The 18,625-nt window shown below is 56.1% G+C and carries 12 protein-coding genes; all 12 read left to right on the top strand.

Annotated elements, in window-relative coordinates; translation table 11 throughout:
• The first annotated feature begins 30 nt into the window (after nt 1-30).
• The 12 genes from rpoB (at nt 31) to EJL02_RS00385 (ending at nt 18,600) form a co-directional block, all read left to right on the top strand.
• Nucleotides 31-3,738 (top strand): DNA-directed RNA polymerase subunit beta, encoded by a 3,708-nt coding sequence (gene rpoB / locus EJL02_RS00330; RefSeq protein WP_125114437.1) that lies wholly within the window; start codon nt 31-33, stop codon nt 3,736-3,738.
• Between the two features lie 54 nt (nt 3,739-3,792).
• A complete protein-coding gene (rpoC, locus tag EJL02_RS00335; protein WP_125114438.1) occupies nt 3,793-7,326 on the top strand; it encodes a DNA-directed RNA polymerase subunit beta' in 3,534 nt (1,177 codons plus the stop codon).
• A 235-nt stretch (nt 7,327-7,561) separates the two neighbouring features.
• Nucleotides 7,562-7,804: a ribosomal L7Ae/L30e/S12e/Gadd45 family protein gene (locus EJL02_RS00340; protein ID WP_125114439.1), complete on the top strand. Its 243-nt coding sequence runs from the start codon at nt 7,562-7,564 to the stop codon at nt 7,802-7,804.
• 65 nt (nt 7,805-7,869) lie between these two features.
• Nucleotides 7,870-8,289: a 30S ribosomal protein S12 gene (gene rpsL, locus EJL02_RS00345; protein ID WP_054327684.1), complete on the top strand. Its 420-nt coding sequence runs from the start codon at nt 7,870-7,872 to the stop codon at nt 8,287-8,289.
• Between the two features lie 191 nt (nt 8,290-8,480).
• On the top strand, nt 8,481-8,951 hold the full coding sequence (rpsG, locus tag EJL02_RS00350; protein ID WP_054327683.1) for a 30S ribosomal protein S7: 471 nt from the start codon (nt 8,481-8,483) through the stop codon (nt 8,949-8,951).
• A gap of 35 nt (nt 8,952-8,986) precedes the next feature.
• A complete protein-coding gene (fusA, locus tag EJL02_RS00355; RefSeq protein WP_125114440.1) occupies nt 8,987-11,089 on the top strand; it encodes an elongation factor G in 2,103 nt (700 codons plus the stop codon).
• A gap of 80 nt (nt 11,090-11,169) precedes the next feature.
• Nucleotides 11,170-12,375, top strand: coding sequence for an elongation factor Tu (gene tuf / locus EJL02_RS00360; protein ID WP_125114441.1), 1,206 nt, complete (start codon nt 11,170-11,172; stop codon nt 12,373-12,375).
• Nucleotides 12,376-12,839: 464 nt separating this feature from the next.
• Complete coding sequence (locus tag EJL02_RS00365) at nt 12,840-13,139, top strand: hypothetical protein (protein ID WP_125114442.1); 300 nt, start codon at nt 12,840-12,842, stop codon at nt 13,137-13,139.
• Between the two features lie 22 nt (nt 13,140-13,161).
• On the top strand, nt 13,162-15,405 hold the full coding sequence (gene recD2, locus EJL02_RS00370; protein ID WP_125114443.1) for an SF1B family DNA helicase RecD2: 2,244 nt from the start codon (nt 13,162-13,164) through the stop codon (nt 15,403-15,405).
• 134 nt (nt 15,406-15,539) lie between these two features.
• Complete coding sequence (locus EJL02_RS00375; protein ID WP_125114444.1) at nt 15,540-16,604, top strand: rod shape-determining protein; 1,065 nt, start codon at nt 15,540-15,542, stop codon at nt 16,602-16,604.
• Nucleotides 16,605-16,694: 90 nt separating this feature from the next.
• On the top strand, nt 16,695-17,195 hold the full coding sequence (tadA, locus tag EJL02_RS00380) for a tRNA adenosine(34) deaminase TadA (protein WP_125114445.1): 501 nt from the start codon (nt 16,695-16,697) through the stop codon (nt 17,193-17,195).
• Nucleotides 17,196-17,229: 34 nt separating this feature from the next.
• The gene (locus tag EJL02_RS00385) at nt 17,230-18,600 is read left to right on the top strand and encodes a sodium-dependent transporter (protein ID WP_125114446.1); all 1,371 of its coding nucleotides are present in this window, start codon (nt 17,230-17,232) and stop codon (nt 18,598-18,600) included.
• The last annotated feature ends 25 nt before the right edge of the window (nt 18,601-18,625 follow it).

Here is an 18,625-nt window from a genome sequence, read left to right on the forward strand (position 1 = left end):
CAGCCGAAAGAAACGGAGTGATCAAAGCACATGAAGGTGAAAGACGTACAGCACGGCAAAACCACACGAAAGAGCTTTGCACGCATCAATGAGATTTTGGAGATGCCCAATCTGATTGAGGTGCAGAAGAAGTCCTATCAGTGGTTCCTGGATGAGGGACTGCGTGAGGTTTTCGCCGACACCGCGTCCATCACGGACTACACCGGCAATCTGGAGCTTTCCTTCCTCGATTACTCGATGGATGAGGAGCCGAAGTACAGCATCGAGGAGTGCAAGGCGCGAGACGCCACATACGCTTCGCCCCTGAAGGTGCGCATGCGCCTGCGCAACAAGGAAACCGGTGAGATCAAGGAACAGGAAATCTTCATGGGTGACTTCCCGAAGATGACCGATTCCGCGACCTTCATCATCAACGGTGCGGAACGCGCCATTGTATCGCAGCTCGTTCGTTCGCCTGGCGTATATTACGGCAAGGAATATGACAAGACGGATAAGATGATCCTGTCCGCAACCGTCATCCCGTACCGCGGCGCATGGCTCGAGTACGAGACCGACGCGAACGACGTATTCTATGTCCGTATTGATAAAAACCGCAAGATCCCGATCACCAGCTTTATCCGCGCCATCGGCGTCAAGACCGACGCGGAGATCAAGGAGTTGTTCGGCGAGGACCCGCTGATTCTGGCAACGCTGGATAAGGACCCGGCGCACACCTCGGATGAAGCGCTCATCGAGATTTACAAGAAGATGCGTCCGGGCGAGCCGCCCTCTGTGGAGTCGGCCACCAGCCTGATGGACGCTATGTTCTTTGACGTGCGCCGCTATGATATTTCTGCGGTCGGCCGTTATAAGTACAACAAGAAGCTGGACATTGCCCGCCGCATCACCGGCCACAAGCTGCTCGAGCCTGCCGTTGACCCGATGACCGGCGAAGTGCTGGCCGAGGCGGACGAGGTGCTGAGCCGCGATAAGGCGCGTCTGCTGTCCCGCCGCGGCGTGAACAACGTGACGATCGAGTCCACCGAAGGCACTGCCGTCAAGGTGTTTGGCAACGGCATGGTGGATATCGATGACTTCAGCGACTACACCGGTTTTTCTGCGGAAGAGCTTGGCGTGAAGGAAAAGGTCCGCTTCTCCGTTCTTAAGGAGATCATCGACTCGGGCGTTTCGGGCGAGGAACTGAAAAAGACCGTTCGCGTCCGCATCCACGACCTGATTCCGAAGACCATCATCGTCGATGATATGCTCGCGTCGATCTGCTATCTGCTGGGTCTGAGCCACGGCATCGGCACGACCGACGATATCGACCATCTGGGCAACCGTCGTCTGCGCTGCGTGGGCGAGCTGCTCCAGAATCAGTTCCGCATCGGCTTCTCCCGTATGGAGCGCGTCATCCGTGAGCGCATGACCATTCAGGATCTGGATATCGTCACTCCGCAGAGCTTGATCAATATCCGTCCGGTCACCGCAGCGATCAAGGAATTCTTCGGTTCCTCTCCGCTCAGTCAGTTCATGGACCAGAACAACCCGCTGGCAGAGCTGACGCACAAGCGCCGTATGTCCGCACTCGGCCCTGGCGGCCTGTCGCGTGACCGCGCGTCCTTCGAAGTGCGTGACGTTCACTATTCGCACTACGGTCGTCTGTGCCCGATCGAGACTCCTGAAGGTCCGAACATCGGCCTGATTTCCTATCTGGCGACCTACGCCCGCATCAACGACTTTGGCTTCATCGAAGCGCCGTACCGCATCATCGATAAGGAGCACGGCCGCGTGACCGATCAGGTGCAGTATATGACCGCGGACGTCGAGGACGAATATATCGTCTGCCAGGCGACCGAGCCGATCGACGAAAACGGCTACCTGCTTAACGAGCGTGTTACCTGCCGTATGCGCGATGAATTCGTCGAGGTTGACCGTAAGGACGTTGACCTGATGGACGTTTCCCCGCGTATGATGGTTTCGGTTGCGACCGCGTTCATTCCGTTCCTTGACCACGACGACGCAAACCGCGCACTGATGGGCGCGAACATGCAGCGTCAGGCGGTGCCGCTTCTCAAGACCGAGGCGCCGATCGTGGCAACCGGCATGGAATACAAGGCTGCGGTTGACTCCGGCACGATTCCGCTGGCCGAGGGCGACGGCGTTGTCACCCGCGTGACCGCGCGCGAAGTGGTCGTGCTGTATGATAACGGCGAAGAGAAGTCCTATCATCTGACCAAGTTCCTGCGTTCCAACCAGTCCACCTGCATCAACATGCGTCCGATCGTCGATCTGGGCGAGCGCGTCAAGAAGGGTGACGTACTGGCGGACGGTCCTTCGACCGACAAGGGCGAGATCGCGCTGGGCAAGAATGCGCTGATCGGCTTTATGACTTGGGAAGGTTACAACTACGAGGACGCTGTTCTGCTGAACGAACGTCTGGTGCGTGATGACGTTTACACGTCGATCCACATCGAGGAATATGAATCCGAATCCCGTGACACCAAGCTCGGGCCGGAAGAGATCACCCGTGATATCCCGAATGTCGGTGAAGATGCGCTGCGCAACCTTGACGAGCGCGGCATCATCCGCGTCGGTGCGGAGATCCAGGCGGGCGACATTCTGGTCGGTAAGGTAACGCCCAAGGGCGAGACCGAGCTGACCGCGGAAGAGCGCCTGCTGCGCGCGATCTTCGGTGAGAAGGCGCGCGAAGTGCGCGATACTTCGCTGCGTGCACCGCACGGCGAATCCGGCATCGTAGTCGATGTCAAGGTATTCACTCGTGAGAACGGCGACGAGCTGAGCCCCGGCGTCAACATGGTGGTCCGTGTGTATATTGCGCAGAAGCGCAAGATCTCGGTCGGCGATAAGATGGCGGGCCGTCACGGTAACAAGGGTGTTGTTTCCCGCATTCTGCCGCAGGAAGATATGCCGTTCCTGGAAGATGGTACGCCGCTGGATATCGTTCTGAACCCGCTGGGCGTTCCGTCTCGTATGAACATCGGTCAGGTACTTGAGGTACACCTTGGCTTTGCAGCGAAAAAGCGCGGCTGGAAGGTAGAGACTCCGGTATTCGACGGCGCAACGCTGGATGATATCAAGGAGATGCTGGTCGAGGCCGGCGTCAACGAGGACGGCAAGAGCGTGGTTTATGACGGCCGCACCGGCGAGCAGTTTGACAACCGCGTTACCGTTGGCTATATGTACTACCTCAAGCTGCACCATCTGGTAGACGATAAGATCCATGCCCGTTCGACCGGCCCGTACTCGCTGGTTACCCAGCAGCCTCTGGGCGGCAAGGCGCAGTTCGGCGGCCAGCGCTTCGGCGAGATGGAAGTTTGGGCCCTCGAGGCGTACGGCGCGGCTTATACTCTTCAGGAAATCCTGACGGTCAAGTCGGACGATATCACCGGCCGTGTCAAGACCTACGAGGCAATCGTCAAGGGTCACAACGTACCGCAGCCGGGCGTGCCGGAATCCTTCAAGGTTCTGGTCAAGGAACTGCAGAGCCTGTGCCTGGATATTCAGGTGCTCGACGAGAATATGGAAGTCATCGAGCTGTCTGAGGATGACGAGGACGAAGCGGATTACATCCGCCCGATGGAACAGGCTGTTTCGGGTGCGGATGATGAATTCACTGCTGCCGGCTTTGGCATCAACGATGCCGAGGAAGGCGATACCGATCTCTTTGCGCTGGATAACGCCGTCGAGGACGGCGATGATGCCGTGGATGATTTTGATGATGGCCTGAGCGAATAAGCGTGACGGATAGCAAAAATCATCTGTGAATAGGGAAGGAGCATCTTAAAATATATGGGATATCATACGTTTAACGCCATCAAGATCGGTCTGGCCTCTCCTGACCTGATCCGTCAGTGGTCGTACGGTGAAGTCAAAAAGCCCGAAACCATCAACTACCGCACGCTCAAGCCGGAAAAAGACGGCCTGTTCTGCGAGCGCATCTTTGGCCCAACCAAGGACTGGGAGTGCCACTGCGGTAAGTACAAGAAGGTTCGCTTCAAGGGCAAGATCTGTGATAAGTGCGGCGTAGAAGTCACTCGCGCAAAGGTACGCCGTGAGCGCATGGGCCACATTGAGCTGGCCGCGCCGGTGTCGCACATCTGGTATTTCAAGGGCATTCCGTCGCGCATGGGCCTGATCCTCGACATCAGCCCGCGCGTGCTGGAAAAGGTCCTGTATTTCGCAAACTATATCGTCATCGATCCGGGCGATACGCCGCTGATGAAGAAGCAGATTCTGACCGAGGCGGAGTACCGCGATATGCGCGAAAAGTACGAGGACGACTTCCGCGCCGGCATGGGCGCGGAGGCGATCAAGGAACTGCTGCAGGAACTCGACCTCGACCAGCTCTCCAAGGAGCTGACCACCGAGCTGCGCGAGTCCTCCGGCCAGAAGCGCCTGCGCATCATCAAGCGTCTCGAGGTCGTCGAGTCGTTCCGCCTGTCGCATAACCGTCCGGAATGGATGATTATGGACGTGGTTCCGGTCATTCCGCCGGAAATCCGCCCGATGGTACAGCTGGACGGCGGCCGCTTCGCCACGAGCGACCTGAACGACCTGTACCGCCGCGTGATCAACCGCAACAACCGCCTCAAGCGTCTGCTCGAGCTGGGTGCACCGGATATTATCGTGCGCAACGAGAAGCGCATGCTGCAGGAAGCGGTTGACGCCCTGATCGACAACGGCCGCCGCGGCCGTCCCGTCACCGGCCCGAACAACCGCGCACTGAAGTCCCTGTCCGATATGCTCAAGGGCAAGCAGGGCCGCTTCCGTCAGAACCTGCTCGGCAAGCGTGTTGACTACTCCGGCCGTTCGGTTATCGTCGTCGGTCCGGACCTCAAGATTTATCAGTGCGGCCTGCCGAAGGAAATGGCACTCGAGCTGTTTAAGCCCTTTGTCATGAAGAAGCTGGTCGAGGATGGCACGGCTTCCAACATCAAGTCCGCCAAGAAGATGGTCGAGCGCGCCAAGCCTGAGGTTTGGGACGTGCTCGAAGGCATCATCAAGGGTCACCCGGTTATGCTGAACCGTGCGCCGACGCTGCACCGCCTGGGTATTCAGGCGTTCGAGCCGGTGCTGGTTGAAGGCCGCGCGATCCGCCTGCATCCGCTGGTATGTACGGCATTCAACGCCGACTTCGACGGCGACCAGATGGCGGTGCATGTACCGCTGTCCGCTGAGGCGCAGGCCGAGGCGCGTCTGCTTATGCTGTCGGCCAATAACCTGCTCAAGCCGCAGGACGGCAAGCCGGTTACCATTCCGTCGCAGGATATGGTACTGGGTTCCTATTATCTGACCATTGACCGCGACACCGAAGCTGGCGCCGGCAAGGTGTTCCGCGATCCGGATGAGGCGCTCATGGCGTACACCGAAGGCATCGTCGGCATCCATGCGCCGATCAAGGTGCGCATGACGCGCGAAATCGGCGGCAAGAAGATCTCCAAGATCGTCGATGCAACGCCGGGCCGCCTGATTTTCAACGAGCGCATCCCGCAGGATCTGGGCTTTGTCGATCGTTCCGATCCGGAGAAGATCCTGGATCTCGAGATCATGTTCACCTGCGGCAAGAAGGAGCTTGGCAAGATCATCGACAAGTGCATCCGCGTACACGGCTTCAACGTGACCGCGGAGGTGCTCGACGCGATCAAGGCGATGGGCTACAAGTACTCCACCAAGGGCGCGCTGACCGTTGCGGTCGCGGATATGCTCGTGCCGGAAGGCAAGGATACCTTGATTAAGGAATCCGAGAAAAAGGTTGCGCAGATCGACAAGCGCTACAAGCGCGGCTTTATCACCGATCAGGAGCGTTATCGCCTGACCGTTGCAGAGTGGGAGGAGACCACCAAGAAGGTTACCTCCAAGCTGCAGGACAACATGAAGGCACAGCGCTACAATCCGATTCATATGATGGCGGATTCCGGTGCGCGTGGTTCGATCAACCAGATCCGTCAGCTGGCCGGTATGCGCGGCCTGATGGCGTCCACCTCCGGTAAGACCATCGAAATCCCGATCAAGTCCAACTTCCGTGAGGGTTTGACCGTACTCGAATACTTCATTGCGGCGCGCGGTGCTCGAAAGGGCATGGCCGATACCGCACTGCGTACGGCGGACTCGGGTTACCTGACCCGTCGTCTGGTAGACGTTTCGCAGGATGTCATCATCCGCGAGGACGACTGCGGCGCGACCAAGGGCATCTGGGTCGAGGATATCAAGGAAGGCAACCAGATCATCGAGCCGCTGCATGAGCGTCTGCTCGGCCGCTTCCCGGTTGACGATGTTTGCCATCCGGAGACCGGCGAGGTGATCGTGCCCAAGACCAAGATGATGAACGACGCGGATGCGGACGCGATCATCGCGGCGGGCATCACCCGCGTGCAGATCCGCTCGGTGCTCGAGTGCCGCGCACGCAAGGGCGTCTGCGCACATTGCTACGGCATCAACCTGGCAATGGGCACGCTGGTCGGCAAGGGCGAGGCTGTCGGTATCATCGCGGCCCAGTCCATCGGCGAGCCGGGCACCCAGCTGACCATGCGTACGTTCCATACCGGCGGCGTTGCGGGTTCGGATATTACGCAGGGTCTTCCGCGAGTCGAAGAACTGTTCGAGGCGCGCAAGCCCAAGAAGGCGGCGACGCTCGCCGAGATCAGCGGCGTTGTCACCATCGAGGAATCCAAGCGCACGACCGTCAAGACCGTCAATATTGTCAACCCGGAATCCGGCGAGATGCGTTCCTATCAGCTCGCATCCTCTTCGGGCATCCGCGTGACCGACGGACAGGAAGTGCCGCAGGGCTTCCAGCTCAACGAAGGTTCGCTCAACCCGCATGACATTCTGCGCATCCTGGATCCGCGTGCGGTGCACGACTACGAGATCAAGGAAGTCCAGAAGGTTTACCGTCAGCAGGGCGTTGATATCAACGACAAGCACATCGAGGTTATCGTCCGTCAGATGATGCGCAAGGTGCGCGTGGAAGACGCGGGCGATGCGGAAGTGCTGCCGGGTTCCGTGATGGACCTGCTCGAGTTCGAGGATTACAACCAGAAGGTGCAGGATCGCATCGATGCGGGCGAAGAAGGCCTGCGTCTGGCGATCGCGGAGCCGACGCTCATGGGTATCACCAAGGCGTCTCTGGCAACCGATTCGTGGATGTCGGCGGCTTCCTTCCAGGAGACCACCCGCGTGCTGACCGATGCCGCGATCAAGGGCAAGGTCGATCCGCTGATGGGCCTGAAGGAAAACGTCATCATCGGCAAGCTGATTCCGGCCGGTTCCGGCATGAGCGAGTACTGCGACGGCCATTACGAGCAGACAGTCGATCTGGACTAACAGAAATCGGCGGAATTAATAAAATCAGCCGTATAAAAATGAGAGAACAGGGGAATGCTGAAAGGCGTTCCCCTGTTTTGGTAACTTCAGTTGGGATAAGTCAGGAAGGCAAATTTGCGCATGCCGCCGGATTCGGTAAAATCTGGCCGAAAAACAAGAAAAACTCTTTAAAAATGCTTGACTTCCGAAAGAGAAAGACTTATACTAATGAAGTATGCCGTATAGGAGGGTTAGTATGCTTTCAGAACTTCGCACGGCGCACAAAGTGATCGGCGTGAAGCAGTCGAAAAAGGCCATTCGTGACGGCAAAGCCGCAGAGGTCTTTGTTGCGCTGGACGCCGAAAAACGCGTGGTTGGCCCGATTTATGAGCTGTGTCATGAAATGGATACCAAGCTCACAGAGATCACCACGATGACAGAACTGGGAGACGCAGCCGGCATTGATGTCGGTGCGGCAGTCGTGACCGTTCTGCGCTGAATTCTTATTGGTGAATCGCGCAAAGGCGCTTTTCATAAATATCTTTGAAAGAAGGAGGAAATAAAATGCCAACTTTTAACCAACTCGTCCGTAAGGGTCGCGAGGCAGTCGTTTACAAATCTACGGCACCGGCTCTGCAGGTAGGCTACAATTCTCAGAAGAAGAAGGCCACCGATCAGTCCGCTCCGCAGAAGCGTGGCGTCTGCACGACGGTTAAAACCATGACGCCGAAGAAGCCGAACTCTGCGCTTCGTAAGGTTGCTCGTGTTAAGCTGACCAACCAGATGGAAGTTTCCGCTTACATCCCGGGCGAAGGTCACAACCTGCAGGAGCACTCGGTTGTAATGGTTCGCGGTGGCCGTGTAAAGGACCTTCCTGGTGTCCGTTACCACATCATCCGCGGCACGCTGGATACCCAGGGTGTAGCGAACCGCCGTCAGGCTCGTTCCAAGTACGGCGCGAAGCGCCCGAAGGCCGGCAAGTAATTTTGCCACCCACAAGGTTTTGCGAGAATTAAAAGTTTTCAGCAAAGCACAAAGCATGCTTTGTCTGAGGCGTTTTATATCCGATTTATCTGATAAACGGGTGTATTTCCTCGGACAGGCATTACAACGGCTGTCATAAAGGCACGCCGGAGTACCTATGAAATCAAATTATTTTGAAGGAGGGAAGTAAAGTGCCAAGAAGAGGTAATGTCCCCAAGAGAGACGTTCTGCCCGATCCGCTTTATAATTCCAAGCTCGTCACCAAGCTGGTAAACTCTATCATGCTCGACGGCAAGAAGGGCGTTTCGCAGAAGGTCGTTTATGGTGCTTTCGATATCGTCCGCGAAAAGACCGGACGTGAACCGCTGGAGGTTTTCACCGAAGCGATGGAGAACATCATGCCGTCGCTGGAAGTCAAGGCGCGCCGTGTAGGCGGTGCTACCTATCAGGTACCGATGGAAGTTCGCCCGGAGCGTCGTCAGACCCTGGGCCTGCGCTGGATCACCAAGTATGCCCGTGCTCGTTCTGAGAAGACCATGCGCGAGCGTCTGGCTGGCGAGATCATGGATGCCTGCAACAATCTGGGCGGTGCTGTCAAGAAGCGCGAGGATACGCACAAGATGGCGGAAGCAAACAAGGCGTTTGCACACTATCGTTATTAATCTGCGATCCACTGAGCGTTTGAAAGGAGAGCAATATGCCTAGAGAATATTCCCTGGAAAGAACCAGAAATATCGGCATCATGGCGCACATCGACGCCGGTAAGACCACTACCACCGAGCGTATTCTGTATTACACCGGTGTAAATCACAAGATCGGCGATACCCATGACGGTACCGCCACTATGGACTGGATGGAGCAGGAGCAGGAGCGCGGTATTACCATCACCTCCGCTGCTACCACCTGCCACTGGTCGGGCTCCCAGCATCAGTTCCCGGAGCACCGCATCAACATCATCGACACCCCGGGCCACGTTGACTTTACCGTAGAAGTAGAGCGCTCCCTGCGCGTACTGGACGGTTCGGTTACCGTATTCTGCGCCAAGGGCGGCGTTGAGCCCCAGTCCGAAACCGTATGGCATCAGGCGGACAAGTATCATGTTCCGCGTATGGCGTTCGTCAACAAGATGGACATCATGGGCGCTGATTTCTTTAACGTTGTCCACATGATGAAGGATCGCCTCAAGTGCAACGCTGTTCCGATTCAGTTGCCGATCGGCGTTGAAGATACCTTTAAGGGCATCATCGACCTGATCACCATGCGTGCAGAGGTTTATTATGATGACCTCGGCAAGGATATCCGCGATGAGGATATCCCGGCTGATATGATGGATCAGGCGAAGGAGTACCATGACGCACTGTGGGAAGCAGTTGCCGAGCTGGATGAGGACCTCATGATGAAGTACCTCGAAGGCGAAGAGCTGACCATTCCGGAAGTCAAGGCTGCGATCCGTAAGGGCACCATCGCCAACGAGATCGTTCCGGTACTCTGCGGTACCGCTTACCGCAACAAGGGCGTACAGCCCCTGCTGGATGCGGTTGTCGAGTATATGCCGGCTCCGACCGATATCCCGGATATCAAGGGTATCAACCCGAAGACCGATGAAGAGGATTCCCGTCCGTCTTCCGACGACGCGCCGTTCGCTGCTCTTGCATTCAAGATCGCGACCGACCCGTTTGTTGGTCGTCTGACCTTCTTCCGTGTATATTCCGGTACCATCACCGCGGGCTCCTCGGTCCTCAACGCGACCAAGGATCAGCGCGAGCGTCTGGGCCGTATTCTTCAGATGCATGCAAACCATCGTCAGGATATCGATTGCGTATATTCCGGCGATATCGCTGCGGGCATCGGCTTTAAGAACACCACCACGGGCGATACGCTCTGTGATGAAAAGCATCCGATCATCCTCGAGTCCATGGAGTTCCCGGATCCGGTTATCCGTGTTGCGATCGAACCCAAGACCAAGGCTGGTCAGGAAAAGATGGGCATTGCGCTGGCTAAGCTGGCGGAAGAAGACCCGACCTTCAAGACCTACACCGATGAGGAAACCGGCCAGACCATTATCGCTGGTATGGGCGAGCTTCATCTGGAAATCATCGTTGACCGTCTGCTGCGTGAATTCAAGGTAGAAGCCAACGTTGGCTCGCCTCAGGTTGCGTACAAGGAAACCATCCGTCGTTCTGCCGACGTGGATCAGAAGTACGCTCGTCAGTCCGGTGGTAAGGGCCAGTACGGTCATGTTAAGATCATCGTTGAGCCGAACGAGTCCGGCAAGGGCTATGAGTTCATCAACAAGATCGTTGGCGGTGCGATCCCGAAGGAATATATCGAGCCTGTTAACCAGGGTATTCAGGGCGCTATGCAGTCCGGTATTCTGGCGGGTTACCCGGTTGTTGACGTAAAGGTTACGCTGTACGACGGTTCTTATCACGAAGTTGACTCCTCTGAAATGGCATTCAAGATCGCCGGTTCTATGGCGTTCAAGGAAGCCATGAAGAAGGCGGATCCGGTTCTGATGGAGCCGATCATGCAGGTCGACGTTCTGGTTCCGGAGGACTATATGGGCGACGTTATCGGCGACCTGAACTCCCGCCGTGGCCAGATTCAGGGCATGGAGCCGCGCGGCGGCGTGCAGGCGATTTCGGCTGCTGTTCCGCTGAGCGAGATGTTCGGTTACGCGACTGCGCTGCGTTCTCGTACGCAGGGTCGTGGCCAGTACACCATGCAGCCCAGCCACTACACCGAGGTGCCGAAGAGCATTCAGGAGAAGATCATCGACGCCCGCAATAAAAACGACTAAAACTATTGCAATTTTCTGTGATTTGCAGTAGAATAAATTCACCATGACTTTGAATTTAATTTACGAGGAGGATATCCACAATGGCAAAGGAAAAATTTGACCGCTCCCTGCCGCACGTTAACATCGGTACCATCGGCCACGTTGACCATGGCAAGACCACGCTGACCGCGGCGATCACCAAGGTGCTGGCTCTCGAGGGCGAGGCTGAATATCAGGCTTACGACTCGATCGATAAGGCTCCGGAAGAGAAGGAGCGCGGCATTACCATCAACACTGCGCACGTTGAGTATCACACCAAGAACCGTCACTATGCGCACGTTGACTGCCCGGGCCACGCTGACTACGTTAAGAACATGATCACTGGTGCTGCTCAGATGGACGGCGCTATCCTGGTTGTTTCTTCCGCTGACGGCCCGATGCCCCAGACCCGTGAGCACATCCTGCTCGCTCGTCAGGTAGGCGTACCGTATATCGTTGTATTCATGAACAAGGTTGACCAGGTAGACGACGAGGAGCTGCTCGATCTGGTTGAGATGGAAATCCGCGACCTGCTGTCCTCTTACGAGTTCCCGGGCGACGACATCCCGGTAATCCGTGGTTCTGCACTTCAGGTTCTGACCTGCGATTCCACCGATCCGAACGCTCCGGAGTATGCTTGCATCCACGAGCTGATGGACGCTGTTGACACCTATATCCCGACCCCGGACCGTGCTGCTGACAAGCCGTTCATCATGCCGGTTGAGGACGTATTCTCCATCACCGGTCGTGGTACCGTTGCTACCGGCCGTGTTGAGCGTGGTATGCTCAAGATGGGCGAAGAAGTTGAGATCGTTGGCCTGATGGATGCTCCGCGCAAGACCGTTGTTACCGGTATCGAGATGTTCCGCAAGCTGCTCGACTACGCTGAGGCTGGCGACAACATCGGCGCTCTGCTCCGTGGTATCCAGAAGAATGAGGTTGAGCGTGGCCAGGTTCTGGCTAAGCCGGGCTCCATTCATCCGCACACTAAGTTCCACGGCCAGGTTTACGTCCTGAAGAAGGAAGAGGGCGGCCGCCATACTCCGTTCTTCAACAACTATCGTCCCCAGTTCTACTTCCGCACCACCGACGTTACCGGCGTTATCACCCTGCCGGAAGGCGTTGAGATGTGCATGCCGGGCGACAACGTTGAGATGGACGTTGAGCTGATCACCCCGATCGCCATCGAGGAAGGTCTGCGTTTCGCTATCCGTGAGGGTGGCCGCACCGTAGGTTCCGGCGTTGTTACCAAGATCAACGCTGACTAATTGATCTTTCAAAAGCTCCCATGTTTTACATGGGAGCTTTTTCTTGTCTAAATCCTGTTTTGCTGCGCAAAATACCTTTGAAGGAGGGATGCGCTATCGAGCAGGATAAGCAGAAGCGGTATCAGGAGCAGGCGGCGCAAAAACAGTTTGAATGGTTGGCGCGCAGTACGCCGGCGTCGTCTTGCAGCGATCAAAATGAAGCAGATGGCGTTCCGGAGGGGATCGCTTTGCCGCCGCATGAGCGAGACTGCGGCCGCGCACACCCAATGCGCGGAACAAACAGCGAAGATTTGACCGAATGGTGCACCAAGCACGAATCATAGCAAGCAAAGCTGTCGGTATCAGACCGGCAGCTCTGTTTTTGCATGGCGTTTTACATTTTTCGTGACTTGTGATACAATGTATCAAGATAAAGGAACCGGGATCGGTTCTGCGGCATAGCCTGAAAACAGGAGGGGAGTCTCATGCCTGTTTTTTGGGAGTCTGTACTGGCCATTTTTGCGGCGATCGGGTTTTATTCATTGCTGCATGTTGTGTATGAAATCATCTATGCCCGTCTGCTGCGCATGCACGGTTCTGCGGAGCTGACACTGTATGGTGACGGCAGCGAGGCCGCCAGCGAGCAGCTGCTTCGGATCGCGCTGCGCATGCGAAAGCAGTATTTGCCGGGATTGTCTATCACTTTTGTAGAGATCGGCTGCGGGGAAGAAAATAACGTTGCCAAGCACATGGCAGCCCGCAACGATATCATGTATTTGGAATGACGAGAAAGAGGAACGGTTGCGTTTGGACGAGAGAGAGTATGTGCTGATACGCGGCACGGTAGAGCAAATCGTATTTTATAATCAGGAAAATGGATATGCTGTGCTGCGTCTGAACGCAGAGGACGGTGCAGAGGTCACGGCAACCGGAACATTTCCCAACATTGGTTTGGGGGAAGAGGTAATCCTGACCGGCACCTGGGTCACGCATCCGTCCTACGGCGAACAGTTTGCCACGGAAGCATTTGAGCGGCGCCTGCCGTCGTCGGTGCGTGGTATTGCGGAGTATCTCGGGTCAGGTTTGATCCGTGGTGTGGGTCCGCGCCTTGCGTCGCGAATTGCGGAGAAGTTCGGGGAGGATACGTTTGACGTGCTCGCCTATGAGCCCGAACGCCTGACTGCGATTCGTGGGATCACGGAAAAGAAGGCACGGGAGATCGGCCGTCAGTTCACCGAACAGAACGAAATGCGCCTGCTGATGGACTTTTTGGCCGAGCACGGGTTGCCGGTGTCATTGACACCGCTGCTTTATAAGCGGCTGCACGACAGTGCGATCGACGCGCTGTGCGAAAATCCGTATTTGCTGTGTGACCCATATTATGATGTGGATTTCAAGCTGGCGGACGGGCTGGCAATGGAACTGGGGCTTTCACTGCTCTCGGATGAGCGCGCGGACGCCGGCGTGCTGTATACGCTGGTGTTCAATCTGGATAACGGCCATACGTTCATTCCGGTGGAAAAATTGACGGCGGCGGTGTGTTCGCTGCTGTCGGATGACGATGTGCTGTTTGATGAAGATCGCGCGCTCGCATCCATTGCACGGCTGCGTGAGCGCGGGCGGCTGGTCTGCGAGCATATCGCCGGTCGGGATGCGGTCTATCTGCGCGACATGCATGACGCGGAGGCGTATCTGGCGGAAATGCTGGGCAGCATGGCGGAAAAAAACTATGCGTATGATTTCGATGTGGACGAGCTGCTCAGCGCGTTGGTGATGGACAGCGAAGTGCCGTATTCGGAGACACAAAAGCTCGCCATCACGACCGCTGCGCGCAACGGTTTGGTTATTCTGACCGGCGGACCCGGCACCGGCAAAACGACGACGGTGCGCGGTATCTTGCAGGTGTTTGAGGCGCTGGGGCTCAATACGCTGCTGGCGGCGCCGACCGGGCGTGCAGCGAAGCGCCTGTCCGACCTGACCGGCATGGAAGCGAAAACCATTCACCGGCTGCTGGAAGCCGGATTCGGCGTGGGCGGGCGCACGGCCTTTGCCCGGAATCTGACCAATCCGCTGGAATGTGATGCGGTGATTTTGGACGAGGTGTCCATGGTGGACATCACCTTGATGCAGGCGCTCATCGAAGCGTTGCCACACGGCGCGCGATTGGTCTTGGTTGGCGACGCTGACCAGCTCCCGCCGGTGGGACCGGGCAATTTCCTGCGTGATATCATCGGTTCGCATCGCGTGCCGACGATTCAGCTGACGGATATTTTCCGTCAGGCACAGCAGTCCGATATCGTGATGAACGCGCATGCTGTCAACGAAGGCCGCATGCCGGTGCCGTCCGGTGCGGACGGGGATTTCTTCTTTATGAAGCGTTCGGACCCTGCGGCCGTGATCGAAACCGTTGCACAGCTTTGTTCATACCGGCTGCCGAATCATTATGGCTTGTTGCCGTCGCAAATCCAAGTACTTTCGCCGGCAAAACGGCAGGGAAGCGGCACGATTGCCCTCAATCGCCGTTTGCAGGAAGCGCTCAATCCGCCGTCGGAGGAGAAACTCGAAAAGCGATTCGGCGACTGGATCTTTCGTGAGGGCGACCGGGTGATGCAGGTGCGCAACAATTACGATATCATCTGGGAAAAACGCGAAAACGAGGAGCAGGGTACCGGCGTTTTCAACGGCGACGTTGGGGAGATCCTGCAAATCTTTCCACGGCAGGAATGTATGGTGATCCGGTTTGACGATCGGATTGCGACTTATACATATGACATGCTGGGCGAACTTGAGCTGGCGTATGCCGTGACGGTGCACAAATCGCAGGGCAGTGAGTTTGATGCAGTGGTGTTGGCGCTGTCGGATTCGCTGCCGCGCAGATTGCTCACGCGCAATATCCTGTATACGGCGATCACCAGAGCGAAGCAACTGTTGGTGATCGTTGGAAGTCAGGATGTCGTGGCATATATGGTGGGGAACAACCAGAAGGGACGGCGGTACAGCGCGCTGAAGGCGCGGCTTCGCGAAGAGCAGCCGTCTCAGCCCGCGTTGTGATCGTTTTTTGCGCGTGAAATGTTGTCAGTTTCATAACAAATTTGCAAATTGTCTTGAAAATGGATGTATCTATGGGGTATAATAATAATACTGCAATTTGGTGGTAACAGAGCAAAAAAGGATGATTGTTGATTATGGCTTCTTTTTTGGAAACAATTGCGAAGAAGTTTTCGCTTTTTTCAAGTGATATCGGTATTGACCTTGGCACGGCGACCGTTCTGGTGTATGTCAAGGGCAAGGGCGTTGTGCTCAACGAGCCTTCTGTCGTAGCGGTGGACAAGGTTTCGGGTAAAATTCTGTCTGTCGGTGCGGAGGCACAAAAGATGCTGGGCCGTACGCCGGGCAATATCATTGCCATTCGTCCGCTGCGTGAGGGCGTCATTTCCGACTATGAGATGACCGAGCGCATGATCAAGGAGTTTATCCGTAAGGTGCAGGGGTTCCGCTTGTTCAAGCCTAACGTTGTCATCTGCGTTCCGTCCATCATCACGGAAGTAGAAGAGCGTGCGGTTATCGATGCTGGTACGCAGGCGGGCGCCAAGCGCGTTTTCCTGATCGAGGAGCCGGTCGCGGCCGCGATCGGTGCGGGCATTGACATCGCAAAGCCGAATGGCAATATGGTGGTGGATATCGGCGGCGGTACGACCGACGTTGCGGTCATTTCGCTTGGCGGTATCGTGGAATCCACTTCGATCAAAATTGCGGGCGATAAGTTTGACGAAGCGATCGTCAAATATGTCCGCCGCAAGCACAATGCACTCATCGGCGAGCGCACGGCGGAGCAGATCAAGAAGAATATTGGCTGCGTTTATCCGCGCACGGAAGAAGTGACGATGGAGGTCAAGGGCCGCTGCCTGATGACCGGTCTGCCGCGTACGTTTACCGTGAATTCCACTGAGATTCTGGATGCGCTGGAGGAAGTCTCCACGGCGATCATCGAAGCGATCCATTGGGTCATCGAGCGCACGCCCCCGGAACTGACGGGCGATATTTCCACCAACGGTATCGTGATGACCGGCGGCGGTTCGCTCATCTGGGGTTTTGATAAGCTGGTTGCGTCCAAGACCGGAATTCCGACCCATGTGGCGGACGAGGCCATTTCGTGTGTGGCATACGGTACGGGCAACTGTCTGGAAAACCTGGCCGGTATGCAGGATGGTACCATGAACCTGTCGCGTCAGCGTCAGATGATGCAGTAATCCAAGGGATGTATGTGAAAAAACACCCGTTATTTAACGGGTGTTTTTAATGCAAACAAGTGCCAGTAGATCGACATGGTTGAGGGGAATATGACCGAACAGGAAAAATACATGAAGGCTGCCCTTCGGCTGGCGCGCAAGGCCGCAGAAGAAGGGGAAGTCCCAGTGGGCGCTGTTGTGGTTTGCGACGGCAAGATCGTGGGACGCGGACGAAACCGACGCGAAACCAAGAAGAATGCGCTGCACCATGCGGAAATCGAGGCCATCGGCAAAGCTTGCAAAAAGCTGGGCGGATGGCGGCTGCACCGCTGTGATTTATATGTTACGCTGGAGCCGTGCCCGATGTGCGCCGGAGCGATCATCAATGCCAGAATCAAAACCGTGTATTTTGGCGCTGCTGATCCCAAAGCTGGCTCGTGCGGATCGCTGGTCAATCTGTTTGAACTGCCATATAACCACCAGCCGGAAGTCGTGTCGGACGTGCTGGGGGAAGAATGTGCGGAGGTATTGAAATCCTTTTTCAAGGCATTGCGTGAAAAAAGGAAAGCCCTTCGCCTGCAACAGAAATCAGACACTGCCAACAGTGTTTGAACATAGAATCCAAGAGAAATAAGGGGTTAAAACAATGCAAAGAGAAAAGCTTGGCTCGCGCCTTGGCTTCATTCTGCTCTCTGCGGGATGTGCGATCGGCGTGGGTAACGTTTGGAAGTTCCCGTGGATGGTGGGACAGTACGGCGGCGGTGCGTTCGTTGTCTTTTATGTACTGTTTCTGATTATTCTGGGTCTTCCGATTATGACGATGGAATTTGCCGTCGGCCGTGCCAGTCAGAAAAGCCCGGTGCGTGCCTATCAGGTGCTGGAAAAGCCGGGTACCAAATGGCATATTCATGGCTATCTTGCCATGATCGGCAACTATCTGCTGATGATGTTTTACACGACGGTCTGCGGTTGGATGCTGCACTATTTCTATTTGACCGCTTCCGGCAAGTTTGTCGGCGCGTCCACGGAGCAGGTCGGCGCGGCCTTTCCGGAAATGCTCAGCCAGCCTCTGGTGATGGTGGGCTGGATGATCGTTGTCGTAGTGGTCGGCTTTGCCATCAATTCCTTTGGCCTGCAGGGTGGCCTGGAGCGCGTGACCAAGGTGATGATGATCGCGCTGCTCGCGATCATGGTGGTTTTGGCCATCAACAGCGTGATGACAGAGGGTGCCGGTGAGGGTCTGAAGTTTTACCTGATTCCGGATCTGGATCGCATGATGGAATCCGGCCCGATCAATGTCATCGTGGGCGCGATGAACCAGTCGTTCTTCACCTTGTCGCTCGGCATTGGTGCAATGGCGATCTTCGGCAGCTATATCGGCAAGGGTCGTGCGCTGCTGGGGGAAGCGGTTAACGTTGCAATTCTGGATACCTTTGTTGCTTTTACCGCGGGTCTGATTATTTTCCCGGCCTGCTTTGCATTTGGTGTTTCGCCGGACAGCGGCCCGAATCTGATTTTCGTCACGCTGCCGAACATCTTCAATCACATGGCGGGCGGACGCCTCTGGGGCAGCCTGTTCTTCGTGTTCATGGCGTTTGCCGCGTTCTCGACCGTTCTGGCGGTCTTTGAGAACATCATGTCCTGCTGCATGGATCTGACCGGTTGGAGCCGTAAGAAGGTTGCGCTGCTGAATACCGTTCTGATAATTGTGCTCTCCCTGCCGTGTGTGTTGGGTTATAATATCTGGTCCGGTTTCCAGCCGTTTGGCGATGGTTCTGCTGTGCTGGATCTGGAAGATTTTCTGGTTTCGAATATCTGGCTGCCGCTTGGTTCTTTGGTTTACCTGCTGTTCTGCACTACGCGCTACGGTTGGGGCTGGAAGAACTTCAAGGAGGAAGCCAACGAAGGCGGCGGTCTGAAGGTACGCGATGGCATTCGGTTCTATGTCAGCTATATCCTGCCGCTGATCGTTCTGATTATTTTTGTGCTCGGTATTAAAGATAAATTTTTTGCCTGATATATCTTGAAATTTGGGGTGCAAT

The organism is Agathobaculum sp. Marseille-P7918, assembly GCF_900625105.1.
Taxonomy (GTDB): domain Bacteria; phylum Bacillota; class Clostridia; order Oscillospirales; family Butyricicoccaceae; genus Agathobaculum.

Excerpts from the sequence above, each read along its gene's own strand:
- rpoB (WP_125114437.1), top strand. The coding sequence starts at position 31 with ATGAAGGTGAAAGACGTACAGCACGGCAAAACCACACGAAAGAGCTTT.
- rpoC (WP_125114438.1), top strand. The coding sequence starts at position 3,793 with ATGGGATATCATACGTTTAACGCCATCAAGATCGGTCTGGCCTCTCCT.
- EJL02_RS00340 (WP_125114439.1), top strand. The coding sequence starts at position 7,562 with ATGCTTTCAGAACTTCGCACGGCGCACAAAGTGATCGGCGTGAAGCAG.
- rpsL (WP_054327684.1), top strand. The coding sequence starts at position 7,870 with ATGCCAACTTTTAACCAACTCGTCCGTAAGGGTCGCGAGGCAGTCGTT.
- fusA (WP_125114440.1), top strand. The coding sequence starts at position 8,987 with ATGCCTAGAGAATATTCCCTGGAAAGAACCAGAAATATCGGCATCATG.
- tuf (WP_125114441.1), top strand. The coding sequence starts at position 11,170 with ATGGCAAAGGAAAAATTTGACCGCTCCCTGCCGCACGTTAACATCGGT.
- EJL02_RS00365 (WP_125114442.1), top strand. The coding sequence starts at position 12,840 with ATGCCTGTTTTTTGGGAGTCTGTACTGGCCATTTTTGCGGCGATCGGG.
- EJL02_RS00375 (WP_125114444.1), top strand. The coding sequence starts at position 15,540 with ATGGCTTCTTTTTTGGAAACAATTGCGAAGAAGTTTTCGCTTTTTTCA.
- tadA (WP_125114445.1), top strand. The coding sequence starts at position 16,695 with ATGACCGAACAGGAAAAATACATGAAGGCTGCCCTTCGGCTGGCGCGC.
- EJL02_RS00385 (WP_125114446.1), top strand. The coding sequence starts at position 17,230 with ATGCAAAGAGAAAAGCTTGGCTCGCGCCTTGGCTTCATTCTGCTCTCT.